The 13328-nt window shown below is 42.9% G+C and carries 12 protein-coding genes and 1 other RNA gene; 5 read left to right on the top strand and 8 right to left on the bottom strand.

Features of this window, described 5'->3' with window-relative positions; all coding sequences use genetic code 11:
• Window positions 1–60 precede the first annotated feature (60 nt).
• Both BUQ91_RS06625 and BUQ91_RS06620 read left to right on the top strand, forming a co-directional pair.
• Entirely contained in the window at window positions 61–2046 is a 1986-nt protein-coding gene (locus BUQ91_RS06625; protein ID WP_074208599.1) for a family 43 glycosylhydrolase, read from the top strand.
• A 153-nt stretch (window positions 2047–2199) separates the two neighbouring features.
• Complete coding sequence (locus BUQ91_RS06620) at window positions 2200–3600, top strand: fibronectin type III domain-containing protein (protein WP_074208598.1); 1401 nt, start codon at window positions 2200–2202, stop codon at window positions 3598–3600.
• Between the two features lie 75 nt (window positions 3601–3675).
• Here BUQ91_RS06620 and BUQ91_RS06615 read toward each other — a convergent pair whose 3' ends face one another.
• Together BUQ91_RS06615 and BUQ91_RS06610 are read right to left on the bottom strand one after the other, a co-directional pair.
• Complete coding sequence (locus BUQ91_RS06615) at window positions 3676–4047, bottom strand: DMT family protein (protein ID WP_072827155.1); 372 nt, start codon at window positions 4045–4047, stop codon at window positions 3676–3678.
• 3 nt (window positions 4048–4050) lie between these two features.
• Window positions 4051–4617, bottom strand: a complete 567-nt coding sequence (locus BUQ91_RS06610; protein ID WP_074208944.1) for a DUF4416 family protein — start codon at window positions 4615–4617, stop codon at window positions 4051–4053.
• 26 nt (window positions 4618–4643) lie between these two features.
• Here BUQ91_RS06610 and BUQ91_RS06605 point away from each other — a divergent pair, with 26 nt between their 5' ends.
• Window positions 4644–5402, top strand: a complete 759-nt coding sequence (locus tag BUQ91_RS06605) for a glutaminyl-peptide cyclotransferase (RefSeq protein ID WP_074208597.1) — start codon at window positions 4644–4646, stop codon at window positions 5400–5402.
• On the opposite strand, the gene BUQ91_RS06600 is transcribed toward BUQ91_RS06605, so the two are convergent.
• Genes BUQ91_RS06600 through BUQ91_RS06590 form a run of 3 tightly spaced genes read right to left on the bottom strand, consistent with a single transcriptional unit; the run spans window position 5399 to window position 9510 of the window.
• Window positions 5399–6739, bottom strand: coding sequence for a formylglycine-generating enzyme family protein (locus tag BUQ91_RS06600; RefSeq protein ID WP_254842267.1), 1341 nt, complete (start codon window positions 6737–6739; stop codon window positions 5399–5401). The two genes, BUQ91_RS06605 and BUQ91_RS06600, sit on opposite strands and share 4 nt — an antisense overlap.
• Window positions 6663–8087 carry a formylglycine-generating enzyme family protein gene (locus tag BUQ91_RS06595; RefSeq protein WP_074208595.1) on the bottom strand — a complete coding sequence of 475 codons (1425 nt, stop codon included), beginning with the start codon at window positions 8085–8087 and terminating at the stop codon, window positions 6663–6665. The genes BUQ91_RS06600 and BUQ91_RS06595 overlap by 77 nt, the downstream gene beginning before the upstream one ends.
• Before the next feature lie 49 nt (window positions 8088–8136).
• The gene (locus BUQ91_RS06590; RefSeq protein WP_083601165.1) at window positions 8137–9510 is read right to left on the bottom strand and encodes an SUMF1/EgtB/PvdO family nonheme iron enzyme; all 1374 of its coding nucleotides are present in this window, start codon (window positions 9508–9510) and stop codon (window positions 8137–8139) included.
• 362 nt (window positions 9511–9872) lie between these two features.
• Here BUQ91_RS06590 and ssrA point away from each other — a divergent pair.
• Window positions 9873–10233: a transfer-messenger RNA gene (gene ssrA, locus BUQ91_RS06585) on the top strand.
• A 188-nt stretch (window positions 10234–10421) separates the two neighbouring features.
• Window positions 10422–10835 (top strand): hypothetical protein, encoded by a 414-nt coding sequence (locus BUQ91_RS06580; RefSeq protein ID WP_074208594.1) that lies wholly within the window; start codon window positions 10422–10424, stop codon window positions 10833–10835.
• On the opposite strand, the gene BUQ91_RS06575 is transcribed toward BUQ91_RS06580, so the two are convergent.
• Genes BUQ91_RS06575 through BUQ91_RS06565 form a run of 3 tightly spaced genes read right to left on the bottom strand, consistent with a single transcriptional unit; the run spans window position 10832 to window position 13300 of the window.
• Window positions 10832–11641: a hypothetical protein gene (locus BUQ91_RS06575; RefSeq protein WP_074208593.1), complete on the bottom strand. Its 810-nt coding sequence runs from the start codon at window positions 11639–11641 to the stop codon at window positions 10832–10834. The genes BUQ91_RS06580 and BUQ91_RS06575 overlap by 4 nt on opposite strands.
• A gap of 1 nt (window position 11642) precedes the next feature.
• A complete protein-coding gene (locus tag BUQ91_RS06570; RefSeq protein ID WP_074208592.1) occupies window positions 11643–12515 on the bottom strand; it encodes a hypothetical protein in 873 nt (290 codons plus the stop codon).
• Entirely contained in the window at window positions 12515–13300 is a 786-nt protein-coding gene (locus tag BUQ91_RS06565; RefSeq protein WP_074208591.1) for a hypothetical protein, read from the bottom strand. Before BUQ91_RS06565 ends, BUQ91_RS06570 begins: the two co-directional genes overlap by 1 nt.
• Window positions 13301–13328: the final 28 nt, after the last annotated feature.

Genomic DNA, 13328 nt, shown 5'->3' with positions numbered 1-13328 from the left:
AAAAATCCTTTCGGAATATAGATTAAATAGTGTATGCTGGTGTGTGGTTGAAGGAGTCATATGATTCGTTGTTCTAAAATTTGCACCGCTGCATTCCTCTTTGCAGGCCTCTCGTTTGAGGCCGCTTTTGCTGCCGATTGGTACGCGAAGGAGCACCGTTGGGCGGGCCATGATCCAGACATTATCCGCTACGAAGATGGTTATGCGCTTGCGACAACGGACAACCACATGCTCATGCAGTTTTCCGAAGACGCTCTGAACTGGAAAAATGGCGACCCCGCCATGCCCGAATTCTCGAAATGGCTTTATAAATACGCTCCGAACATGATTGATATTTGGGCGCCGGATATTCATTACGTCGGTGGCGAATATCGCATGTACTATTGCGGTTCCGAAATGGGTATCCGCTCGTCGGGTATGGGCTTTATGTCGAGTAAGGAAATTGACCCGACAAAGCCCGGTTACGGCTGGACAGACCAAGGCGAAGTCATTCATACTGTCAAAAGCGATTCGTACAATGCAATCGACGCGGCTGTGCTCAAGGACCTTGACGGAAAAGTTTGGATGGCGTTTGGTTCGTGGGGCACGGGCATTCACATTCTCGAACTGGACGAAAAATCCGGCAAGGTGAAAGATGGCGCAAAAATGAAGAACATCGCGAATCGCGGTGGCGCGGGCGTCGAAGGCGCAAGCCTTATTGAACACAACGGAAAATATTTCCTCTTTACCGCTTGGGACAACTGCTGCAAAAAAGGCGCAGACCTCGAAAATAATTCTTACAAGACAACCGTCGGACGCTCCAATCGTATTGATGGCGGCTATGTAGACCGCAGTGGCAAGGCTTTGCTTGATGGGGGAGGAACGATTCTCCTCAATCGTTATGGTCGTTATTACGGACCCGCTGGCGGTGAAGCTTTTGAAGACGTGAATCGTTTGCGTTTTGTGAACCACTATTATGACAAGAATGATGGTGGTAATTCTTACATCCAAGTGCGCGATCTCGTATTTACTGAAGACAACTGGCCCGAAATGGGACAGCCTTTCCTTGGCCGTTACCTGAGCGCCGAAGCGGAACACGGCATTCTCACGCATGTCGATATTTCGAGCAGTTCCAAGGCTTCGAACGGGGAATTCTGCGCGTACATCAACTACGATGACAGCAAGATTCGTTTGCCAATGATTATCCCGCAGGCGGGTGATTACCTTATCCGTTACCGTTACGACAACAACTGGACCGAAGACGGCGCAAACGGCAGCTCGCATTTTGTGGATATCAACGGCAAAACGCAAGAAGTGCAGTTGCCGCTAACGGGTGCCTGGAGTGAATTCCCCGAAAAGTCTGTCGTGTACATCCCGACAAAGCTCAAACGCGGTTCGAACTTTATCGAAATTACGAAGGGCAAACATTACGCCGAACTTGACCGTCTCGATTTCTTGCGCATCATCCGCGATACGATTCCGGCAAACGGCTTTGATAACGGCATACGCGTGCGTCTTACGGACAAGGATGAACTTGCCATCAAGGACGGTGGCTATGCAATCTTCGAAAACGTGATTACGGATTCCATCGTGGGCGCGGGCGTGAGTGTGCAAGTGAAAAATAGCGCAGGTGGCGTGCTGAACCTCCGTAAAGAAAGCAAAAAAGGCGATGTGATTTCTAAATGCGAATTGCCCACCGCAGGCGAATCCAAGTGGGTTGAAGTAAAGTGTTCCAGCATGCCCAAGCTCGAAGGCGTTCAAGATTTTTATCTGACCGCGGACGGTCTTGGTGGCGAAACTCTCGTGGGAAACATCAAGTTTAGCGAAGCGGATACGGGCTCTGTCGAAATTCGCGAAGGATCTAGAGCTCTCAGTTCGATGCCTGGAATGACCTATGACCGGTCCAACGCAGTGGTTCAGTTGGCGAACGATGCTCCGTGGTCTCTGTTCGACATGAATGGAGTTGTTGTCAAGCAGGGCTATGGTCACGAAATTCGCTTAAATTCCGTTACACGCGGTATGTATCTTGTGCGTTCGTCGAACCGCACCCTTCGCATCAACCGGTAACCTTTTCAGAAATTTTCATAAAAAAACGCATCTAAAGGTGCGTTTTTGCACGTTTTTTGCCATATTATGGGAAAAAATTGTTTTTTGTAATCTTTTTTTACGCAATTAAAATATATTAGAATGTAAAACATATTTTTCTAAAAGGGAGCTTTTATGAAAATAAACAGTATTTGGAAGTTTACGGCCGCTGCAGCGTTCCTGTTCGCTATGGATGCTTGCTCTAATTCGGCCTCGCCGGATGACGACGAATATGATGATATTCCCACGACTACTTCTTCTAACTCCACAAAGAGGTCTAGTTCTTCTGCTGCAGGAACCATTAGTTGCAGCATGCTCAAGGAATCTCTTTCTGCACCGACGAATTTCGCCGTAACCAAGGACACTGATTCCTCTTGGACTCTTTCTTGGGATTACGTTCGTAATGATTCTCGTGGCGAATCCGGTTTTGAAATCCAGTCTCTTGATTTGGAGGCTAAATCTCCGGATTGGGAAGGCGAAGGTACGACTAACGCCGATGTTACCATTTACAAGTTAAAGGGTGCGAAAAAGGCAGGCAAGTATTATCGCGTTATTGCGTATGATGGTTGCGGAATTTCCAAAGAAAGTAATCGCGTCCAAATTAAAGCCGATGGTTACACAAACGTAGATTCGACAACCGTGGTTCAATCGGATATGCCGACTGATGTCGCAATAACTCGTATTGCACCAAGCGTTTGGGAACTCAGCTGGAAATACAGCGAAACTAAGGATGACCCGAATAGGAAGTTTATTATCCAGACTTCTAAACTCAAGGATTTCAAGTGGACTGGTCTCAAGTCGCCGATTGAAGGCAACGTTCGCCACTATTACATCGAAGGCCGCGATAAGATTGAAACTTATTATCGTTTGGCAGTCGTCAATAGCGGTGATACTTCGGCCTTTACCGAAGCAGTCCAGTTGACACCTGATATTGAATATCGTAAATACATGTCTCCTGAAATTCCTGCTCCATCGCCTAGGATTACGATGACTTATATAACAGGTATCGATAGAGATGACGATCCCGAAACAGATGATTCAACGATTGTTAGGGCCGTTGGAACTTATACGATTATGAACAACGTTAGCAAATATATTGTTGAATCGGAATACACGGATACCGTCTATTACGAAGCCCGTTGGTTTACTTCTTACGAAAAATACAACAATTACAAAGAAGATTGTAAGGGTAAGCAAACGGTTGATGCATGCGATAGCTGCTATTGGACTGAAACATTCCCGTATCAGGAACCCTCTATTTCGAAGCGCTTCGATGCTATGGAAGACTTCCAGGATGCTGCTAGAAAGACAACATACTATGAATATTGTTATGACAATTCTGGGTCTGAGAAAAATTTTGCTTATTGCCTAGAAAGTTATGTTAGAAAGCTTTGCGGCTATTATGTGCAATTCCGCTTGGTTTGGAAAGACAATATTAATGGTAAGGGTAAAGGTGCTACCGATTGGAGTGAATGGACTGAACCGTACAATGTCGCAGATATTTCTGGAGCCGATAAAATCTGCAATTCTAATTAAACTAGATAAATTTGTATAAAATTAAAAACGCCGTTGCTAAGTGCAGCGGCGTTTTAATGTTGTTAAAAAATATCGCTATTTCAAGAACGCGAAGAAAACTGCAGCGATGATTAGCAGAAATGCGACAATGTGATTCCACTGGAGCGTTTCTGTATGGAAAACTGTTACAGCAATCGTCGTGAATACCGTGAGTGAAATCGCTTCTTGGATAATCTTCAATTGCATCAGGCTGAATGGCCCGCCGTTGATGCGGCTGCCGATGCTGTTTGCGGGAATCATAAAGCAGTATTCAAGGAAGGCTAGGCCCCAAGAGGCGAGAATCACGAGAATCAGCGGCCAGTCGGTGCTGATGTGCATTTCTTTGAGCTTGAGGTTGCCGTACCAAGCGAACGTCATGAAAATGTTGGAACAGCAGAGGAGGAGAATTGTAAAAATACCAGCTTTCATAATTTATTTCTTGTTTCTTTGACTATACGGTTTTCCCGTCGTCATTTGGTAGGCGAGTCGCTTGCGCACTTCTTCGAGATACTTGATGTAATTTTCACTCTGGTAGTCGCGATACGTCCAGTCAAAAGCGTGGAAATGTCCATTTTGGAAATATAGCGTCGGCTCTACGAAAATCCCGCGCTGCATATAAACGCGCTGGCGTTGGTCCTTGGTCGTTGCCAAAAAGAACTGCCCAAGCGTCATGTAGCCCGGATCGAGATTCACAGGGCGTAGTCCCGGCGTGCCGTTTTCTTTAGCGATTTCAAGTTCAATGTCGTTTGTCCAAAGCTTGATGTCGACAATCGTTTCGCGATCCACGAGCTGTTCGTAGCTGAAGAACGCTCGCACAGGAGCTTCGCCAATTTCTTCTTTGTAGTAGTTGGTGAACGTGAACGGAAACGGTTCCAAGTTCAGGTCTTCTTCGCCGAATTTTGCCTTGAGAACACCGCGAACCGCATTCACGGCTTCGGCATCTTTCGCGAGAATGCCCACGATAATTTTCACTTTGGCTGGAGTTCTAATTTCACCCATGGCCGCAAATTTAGTATTTTTCAAACATGAAATTTTCTGGACGCTCGTTTTTTGCTTTTATCCTTTTGTCTCTAGTCTTTACACTCTCGTCGGTGCACGCCGAGGCTCCGCGGGTGGTGCCGACAATTCTTGATTCTGTTCCGCATGAGACATCGCACTTTACGCAAGGGCTTTCCTTTGATGGTGATGATTTGATTGAAACGACTGGACTGTATGGAAAATCGGGCTTGTACCGTCGCACGTTAGATGGAAAAATTCTTGATTCCGCGCGCATTCAAGAACGATATTTTGGCGAAGGTTCTGTTGTTGTGGGTGATGAAATCTATTATCTGACCTGGAAATCTCACAAGGCTTTTATTTATTCCCGCAAGCCGTTTAAAAAGAAGGGCGAGTTCCGTATTCCGACGGAAGGCTGGGGCCTTACGCTTTGGCGCGACCAGCTTTTGATGAGTAATGGCACTGATGAACTTTTGCAAATTGCACCGGGCAGCTTTTCGTTGACGGGAATTATAGGTGTCCGCGATGGTCGCTATTCAATTAAACTTTTGAACGAACTTGAAATTGTTGGGAATACTTTGTATGCGAATATTTGGCAGACTGACTTGATTGCCGAAATCGAACTCCCGAGCGGGAAGGTGTTGCGTTATATTGACTTCTCGAAAAAAGCGGGGGAGATTCGTGACCGGTACCCCGGCGTAGATGTTCTGAACGGCATTGCCTACGATGGCAAAGATTTTTGGATTACAGGCAAGCTCTGGCCGCAGATTTATAAAGTCAAGTTCTAAAAACCGCGTTCTTCCCACTTGGCGTTATTGCCGATGTTGCGGATTAAGCGGAAACCGGCACCAACACCAGATGCGCCAACATCATAAAATCCATAGGATAGCTCTCCACCTTTTAAAACGGAAGGATGGTCTGAATTTCCAATAAACCTATTGTCTTTCAAAAGAACATGCTCAGCTGCTAGACCAAACATATCGTATAAACCGTATCCATTTGGCAAAAGCTGACCAACAGGTTCAGAAATATAATCACTTGTTTCTTCCATTGCATATGATGATTCAAATCGTGCATATTTTTGAATTTCATTTAACGGAGTCGCTGGACTGCCCCATGGTGCCTTTTTTTCCTTATCACCACCGCGAGCAAGCATCATCCATTCATCATAAAACGGGAGCCTATAGCCATCTGATTTTGCATTGATTGTTACCATAATGTTAATTGTATTGTGAGTGCCGGAAAAATCCCAAAACCCAATAATATAAGCCTTCTTCACGAAACCTTCGTATAGATATAAATCATCCGGAACTGAAAAAATGTAATATGGTTTTAATCCTTCGCGAATACTACGGGTGTTTGCATATACCATCGATTGGTAAAGAGTTACCGTATTCGCTATGGTATCATGTGCTGCACAATATGCGTTACGGGTACTAGCCATTTTTCTGGCAAACCAATCTTCATGATGCATTTTCCTATATTGAGGATTTTTATAAGTCGAAGTGGCTGGAATACTATCCCACAATACCTGAATCAATTCGCAGTTTGTTACAGGGTATTTGTCAACTAAATATGTTCCCGTAATTGAAACAAATCTTTCGGGATCTTCTTCTCCGGCATCATCCAAAGTCCAAAATTTGTTACTTTTTCTATTGAATCCGAGTTTGACTTCTTCATTTTTGAAGTCCAGATATTTCATCCCGACCGCTAAATTAATTTTATGAGAAATCTTCACATCCGAGAAATACACATTAAGTGTTTCAACCCCAATAAGAGTTGGCAATTGGAGCACTAAACATGAATCATTGAAAATACTTGATTTCAATGAAGCTTTCCAATCCTTAACTTTTTTGTCTATGCAGACTTTGACGATTTCGTTTTTCTCCACTTCGAGCCAAAGTTCTTTTCGCAGGGAATCGCGGCTTACCTTAAACGTTCTTTGAATTTTATCTTCTGGAATGTTTTTCAAATCTTTACTAGGATTGATGCCTTGGGCATTCGCAAACGCAACGCACATCGTCAGGAACAACAAAAAAATTTTCATACTATTCAATTCTATTTTCCCATTTGGCGTTGTTGCCGATGTTGCGGACAAGGCGGAAACCGCCTCTTGCAAATCCACTGAAATTATCTTCAAAATATCCGTAGTTAACTGCTTTCCAAAAAGAGCCTTCTGTGTCGATGCTTGCATCTCCGCCTTTTAAACAAGATGGTGAGCCGCGAAGAATTGTAAAGGGATTGCGTTCCTCAAAAAGGACGTGTTCCCCAACAAGGCCAAATACATCATATAATCCGTATCCGTTGGATTTTAATAGACCGACAGGGGCGGAATCGTATAATTCCTTTGCGGTTCCAAAGTTTGCATACTTTAATGCTTCATCGACTGAAGAGGCTTCTCCCCATGGAGCTTTATTCTTTTTATCTCCTCCACGAGCCAACATCATCCATTCATCATAATAGGGGAGCCTATAGCCATCAGATGAAGAATCTATGGATACTTGAATGGTTTTATGATTGTATGGAGAGAATCCGTAATAACCTATGATATATTTATTTTTGGATAAAATTTGAGACCTAAGAATTTCAGTTTCTGAAAAAATATAATAAGGCTTTAGTCCTTCTCTAACGCTGCGGGTGTTCGCGAATTCCATTGCTTGGTACAAGAAAACTGCTGATGCTGCTGAGTCATGGACTGAACAGTTTTCATTGCGAATACTTGTTCTTTTTCTTGAAAACCAAGCTTCTTGTTTTCTTTTTGCTCCAGAGTGGCGATATGATGATTTTTCTGGAATACTGTCCCACATCAGTTGCAGGAATTCGCAGTTTGTGACGGGATATTTGTCGACTAAGTATGTGGCTGTAATTGTTTCTTTTTTTTCGGGATTTTCTATAGGCATGCCCCAAAATTGATTCAATCCATACACATTAAAACCTAATAGCACTTCTTCGTTCTTGAAATCGAGATATTTCATCCCGATGGCAAGATTGATTTTGTAGGAATATACATCGTTATAGAAGTTGATGTAGTAAGGCATGTATTCTTTATAGAAATGCACCCTAAGCGTTTCAACACCAATAAGCGTCGGTGCTTGGAAAGCTAGGCACGAATCGCTAGATATAATCGCTTTTAAGGATGTTTCCCATGCGACAACAGGATCGTCAACACAAATTTTAACGATTTCGTTTTTTTCTACTTCGAGCCAGTTTTCTTTGTCCAAAGTATCGCGGCTCACATAAAATGTTCTTTGAATTTTATTTTCGGGAAACTTTTCCAGATTCTTTCTCGGCTTGACGCCTTCAACCGGCTTTTTGACCAAAATCGAACCATGAAATCTTTTTGCAAGCGCAACAAGCTTTGAATACTCCAAGCTATCCTTATACGCACCGCGGCTTTCTCCATGCTTGTCGTAATAGAGTTGAGCATTCGCAAGTGCAAAGCACATCGTTAGGAACAACAAAAATATTTTCATACAATTGAATATACAAAAAGAGAACTGGAATAGCTTGGTCCTTCATTTGTCATTTAGATTTTACTTCGGTCCATTTGGCGTTGTTGCCAATGTTGCGGATTAGGCGGAAACCGCCGGAGTAACCATTATAATAGTCAATGGCTGAATAACTGTAGCTGATTTTTTTCCAATCGCTTAAAAGTCCACCACCTTTTAAACAGGAAGGACAGTCCTCATCATAGCACTTGAAAGATTCTTTTTCTTGGCTAAAAGGGATTAAGGTATAAATTAGATCTACCATAGGTCTTGGCCAATTGTGCTCTTCTAAAAGAACATGTTCTTCTACTAAACCTAACATGTCGTATAAACCATATTCATTAGGTTGTAGCTGGCCTACAGGTTCTGATTTGACTTCATCCTTATATTTGGCAAATCTTGCATATTTTGAAACGTCTTTAATTTTAGCGGAATTATTGCACCAAGGCGTCATAGCCTCTTTTTCTCCGCCGCGAGCAAGCATCATCCATTCGTCATAATATGGCAGCCGATAACCATCTGATGTAGAATCTACCATCACAAGAATTGTTGAATCTTCATGATTTGTGAAATCGTATTGAGCTATAACATATTGATGTGTCGGTTCCTCGTATCCTGTGAATTTATAAAAAATTTCAATGTATTGGTATCTCGGTTTGACTGTAATGTCTTTACGCTGTTTGTGATAAGGCGTAATGATATGTATGTGCTTTTCTTTAGTTGCTGAGAAACGATAATATGGCTTCAATCCTTCTCGAATGCTGCGCGCATTGGCGTACTTCATTGCCATATACAAAGAAATCATATTTGCAGCAGAGTCATGGGTGTCGCATTTTTCGTTACGTATGCTAGACTTTTTTCTTTGCGCCCATTCTTTTTCTATTTGATAATCCTTTGGATTCAAGGGGATCTCATCCCACATTTGCTGAGTGATTTCGCAATTAGTCACGGGGTATTCATCTACCAGATAAGTTCCTGAAACGGACACAATCTTCTTTTCATGAGGTCGCATTTGACGAAGGTCATTGCCATATAAAGCTTCTTCTTTTTTGAAATCAAGATACTTCATTCCGACTGCAAGATTGATTTTATATGAACTGTCAGAGTCGGAAAATTTCACCATGATGGGGGAGAGTCCAATAAGCGTTGGTACTTGAACTTTTAAGCACGAATCATTAAGAATTTTAGTATCCAGCGTAGTTTCCCATCCGCGAACTTTTGAGTCCATGCAAATTTTGATAGTCTCGTTCTTTTCAACTTCGAGCCAAGTTTCGGCGTTTAATGAGTCTCGATTGAGGTTGAATCTTTTTATGCTTGACAAATCTGTAACGATTATAAGCGACAAAAAGGCGATGGATGTGGCGGCAATGTAAATCCAGAACTTTTTATTTTTCCAACTGCGAAACATAAGCGGAATATACAAAAATAGAGTCTGTTCTAATAGGATGAATAGATGTCTTTCTTGATTCGCGTTATTCTCACTCTTCGGGCTTTACGAACGCATGCGTTCTCAATGGCCTAAATGCTCGCTAGTTCGCATTTAATCGACAGGCCTGTCTCAATCCAAACGGTTACTTTACAAATTTCTTCGAACTTTATATATTTGGAGCACTAAAGCACTGGTATGTGCTCTGGTTTGCTTCGAATAACGCTGTTCGCGTTATTCTCACCCTACGGGCTTTTCGAGCTTGCGCTCTCAAAGGCTTAAACGCTCCTTAAGGTCGCGTTTAATCGACGGGTCTCAACCAGAGCACCCCCGGTGCAGGCACCGGGGGTGCTCTGGTTTCGACAGGGTTACCGAAGTGTTAGTTGCAAGTCGAGGTCTCAGACGAGGGCAACTCGTTAAAAAGTCTGAAAAAAAATAAGTGCTGACGAAAACTACGCACTCGCTGCCTAATTAACGGCAACGCCGGGCCTCATCCCGCTCCCATCGGGGTGTACGTCCGGACGCAATATGGGATAGGGAAGTGTCATGCCTGGGGGCATTTCCCGAGATTTACTAGGCTGGTCAAACTCCGCGCCGACCTTCTTGGGCGTGGATAAGACGAGATCTTAAATTCGAAGGGAATGCTTGTAGGAACGTACATGGACGTGATTTTGGACAGGGGTTCGACTCCCCTCACCTCCAGAAAAGAAAAGGGCTCTCCATGAGAGCCCTTTTCTTTTCTGTTTTATAAGAACCGCTCGGCTCTTGTGCAATTGGAAAAATCCATCTTCGCCTCGCTTTCGCGAACACGACCCGTTAATACGGGTCGCTTATCGCTCACAGAAGTAAATTTCAAAAAATCTTTCTAAATTAAATTCAAAAGGAGGTTGGATATGGATTGTCGAATCTTAGTTCGTTTCATTGGAATCCAACAGGATTTAGAAGCCTTGTGGGATGCTTTCATGGAACATTTTCCGGAAGCGGAGCTTCCTAGCGTGGATTCCGGCGAATGGTATTCCGTTGAGGATTTCATGACGGACGAGTATGAGTGCCGTTTCGAGGAACTTCCTGAATCAGAACTGTATGCGGTCGATGGAACGTTCCTTGTTGAAAACGAACCTCCAGAGGATGTCTTGACCGAAATTTTAGAACGCTTCGAACGCGTGTATGCCGTGTTCAAGTGGTCTACGATGGATGTTGGGGTAGGTTGTGGTACTAGCGAAGGCTGGGGCGAATTTAACGCCGACCGTGCTGATGACGGTTCTGACGAAGCAAACGAAATTTCCGAAGCAGTTCTAGGATTTTAGAACATCCAGCCGATAGCAATGATGGATTCGAGAACCGTCTTTTCTAAAAGATGAGTGCCTGAATTGTTGTTATCCACGTAAATCTCGTAAGTAGTATGATGTACGTTGGTACCCTTTTGGAATTTGGGAGATTTCACGAATGTTCCCAAGTTTAGTTCCGTTGTGAGGATAAATCTCTCATAGCATAAGTTGAAACCGAAACCGGCAGTTAAATAAAGCGCTAATTCTTTTTCTTTTAAATGCATTCCGTTGGAGACGGAATTGGAGTCGCGATGAATGTCAATGTTGTAAAGTGTCGGAACGGCTTGGAGATGAATAAAACCTTCTGCTTGGCTTTGGCTTTTTTTGTGGTTATTCCCTAAGGCGTCTACGTATTGATAAGTTCCCATGTTGCGACGTGCCCAATACCATTTCACGGTTAGGGGTGCTGTGAAAATGTCCATGGTTCCTTCTGTATCAGTATGTTTTTTGATGTCTGTCTTATTGTATCCGATATATCCGAATCGTAGTCTAGCACTCCAAAAATCGCTGAACAAATATTCGTAACCCAAAGAAAAACTCAAGCTCTGTGCTGTCAAAAAGAGTGATATTCGATGATAATTATTTGGAACTGCGCTCAATCCTACTAAGTCAACAGTATCTTCAGGTGCGGCTGAGGCATCAGACTTTGAATTTTGAAATGTATTGTTGAGTGTGTTGTCAATGTATGTGACTTTATGTGTATCTGTGTAAATGGTGTCAACGATTTGTTCTTGAGAAAATGCACTTGCAACGCAGAACAAAAGAATAACAAGTAAGTATCGCATATTAGAATCCTATGTTAAATTCGGTGCCGAAGAATAAACCTTTGCCAGTCATCCCGTTAAGAAAGTGATAGCTGAAGCCTTCGTTCTTGTATTCGCACCAATTGAGATATTGACGGGCTTTGTCGCTCCAGTATTGGTAACCGAATGTTATACCAAAATCCCATAGCATATTTCCCATATTTCTTATGTATCCCAGTGTGGCTTTTGTCGAAAAACCAGCATCAAAACTGCCTTTCATGTTCTTATCGCGTTTGAGGTTCTTGTCGTAAGCAATTTTGAAAGTTGGGTTTCCTAAGGCTTGAATATAAAAAGAAGAACTGTTGAGAGGTGTGTTTCTATGTATAACTTCGAGTTTTTCTGGATTAGTTTTGTCGATAGAGAATGTGAGCAGGTATTGTCTGTATCCAATACCCGGGCTTATAATACTCCTGAATCCTTCCCATGTTTTTTCATCATCACTACTGATTTTAATGGAGTGGTCTCCAAAGAGCATGATTGTGGAAATGTTAAAAATGGTGGATCCTCGATGTTTGTTTTCGATTTCCCAACTCAGGTCAAACAAGGGTGCGCCGCCCCATATTGAAAAAAGGCTAAATCCGCTTATGATGTTGATATAGAATTTTCTTCCCGGCGCGATTGTATCCGTATTGTAATCCAGAAGATATTCATTTTTCTGTTGTGTGAGTGTTGCTTGCTCTTGGGGCTGCTGAGATGCCGATTCTTGAATGTAGACCGTATCCGGTGGGGAGGCTACGTAAAGCGTGTCGGTGATTCTCTTTTGGACGTAGATTGTATCTGTTACAGCAAGTGTCGGACTTGCCATGAACGCCAAAATCGCGACGAAAATCCATCTGATATTTTTAAATTGTTTCATTAGAAAATCCCCACGCCAATATTCAATCTCAAATCAAGTTGGACGCCTGCTGAAATGTAGGAGATTTCTTTTTGGAGCAAGTCCTTGTCGGATGCCCCATACGAGATTCCGTATTCAATTCCGAATGTGGCTCGTTCCCCTCTAAATGCGTGGCCTGCATGCAAGTATGGCGCGAATAATGTTGCTGTATCGTGTCGAGAATGTGGCCTGTCGTTGTGCAAATAGGGTTTGTCGTCCCAAGTGTTTATATAGTCGTATTTGCGTATAAGCCAGTTTCCACCTACATCGAAATAAAAGCTGTATTTTGAGGGTCTAAAGTAATGGCGGTAGCCTAAGCCAATGTCTTTTTGCGAAATATTGCCTTCGTATATGGAGTTGTTAAGTGACATTTTGCTGTAGCGGAAATTTAATATGGCCGAGTTTTTGCGGCTTGTCGAAAATTCGATATTTCCACCTACCGAAGTAAATGAAGTGTCTATGAGCCACGGGATTGAAATGAGATCGAAGTGCAAATAAATGAGATGATGGGTGTAGTTTGTGTCGTTGCGGAGGTATTTTGTAGTGTCCAATCCGAGTGGATTTTCTTTAGTTGGGGCGCAACATGTGTTTTTGGTATAGTAGATGGTGTCTGTTCTTGATTTTATAGGAATATAAACGGTATCGCGAATGATTTGCTCCACGTAAACGGTATCGTGAATTTCGCTTCCGTTGTCCGGAATCGTTCCGTTTGGTATGGCGCAGAAAGCCGAAATACATAGCAATAAAATCAAAGACCAGGTTTTCATTGGTCACAAATATAACAACTGGTATTTG

The organism is Fibrobacter sp. UWB11 (assembly GCF_900143015.1).
Taxonomy (GTDB): Bacteria; Fibrobacterota; Fibrobacteria; order Fibrobacterales; family Fibrobacteraceae; genus Fibrobacter.
This window is presented reverse-complemented; position numbering and strand designations above follow the sequence as displayed.

What these genes read in the sequence shown, in the direction of transcription:
- BUQ91_RS06625 (WP_074208599.1), top strand. Translation starts at nt 61, where the DNA reads ATGATTCGTTGTTCTAAAATTTGCACCGCTGCATTCCTCTTTGCAGGC.
- BUQ91_RS06575 (WP_074208593.1), bottom strand. Translation starts at nt 11,641, where the DNA reads ATGCGATACTTACTTGTTATTCTTTTGTTCTGCGTTGCAAGTGCATTT.
- BUQ91_RS06610 (WP_074208944.1), bottom strand. Translation starts at nt 4,617, where the DNA reads ATGGGTGAAATTAGAACTCCAGCCAAAGTGAAAATTATCGTGGGCATT.
- BUQ91_RS06580 (WP_074208594.1), top strand. Translation starts at nt 10,422, where the DNA reads ATGGATTGTCGAATCTTAGTTCGTTTCATTGGAATCCAACAGGATTTA.
- BUQ91_RS06595 (WP_074208595.1), bottom strand. Translation starts at nt 8,087, where the DNA reads ATGAAAATATTTTTGTTGTTCCTAACGATGTGCTTTGCACTTGCGAAT.
- BUQ91_RS06565 (WP_074208591.1), bottom strand. Translation starts at nt 13,300, where the DNA reads ATGAAAACCTGGTCTTTGATTTTATTGCTATGTATTTCGGCTTTCTGC.
- BUQ91_RS06620 (WP_074208598.1), top strand. Translation starts at nt 2,200, where the DNA reads ATGAAAATAAACAGTATTTGGAAGTTTACGGCCGCTGCAGCGTTCCTG.
- BUQ91_RS06590 (WP_083601165.1), bottom strand. Translation starts at nt 9,510, where the DNA reads ATGTTTCGCAGTTGGAAAAATAAAAAGTTCTGGATTTACATTGCCGCC.
- BUQ91_RS06605 (WP_074208597.1), top strand. Translation starts at nt 4,644, where the DNA reads ATGAAATTTTCTGGACGCTCGTTTTTTGCTTTTATCCTTTTGTCTCTA.
- BUQ91_RS06615 (WP_072827155.1), bottom strand. Translation starts at nt 4,047, where the DNA reads ATGAAAGCTGGTATTTTTACAATTCTCCTCCTCTGCTGTTCCAACATT.
- BUQ91_RS06570 (WP_074208592.1), bottom strand. Translation starts at nt 12,515, where the DNA reads ATGAAACAATTTAAAAATATCAGATGGATTTTCGTCGCGATTTTGGCG.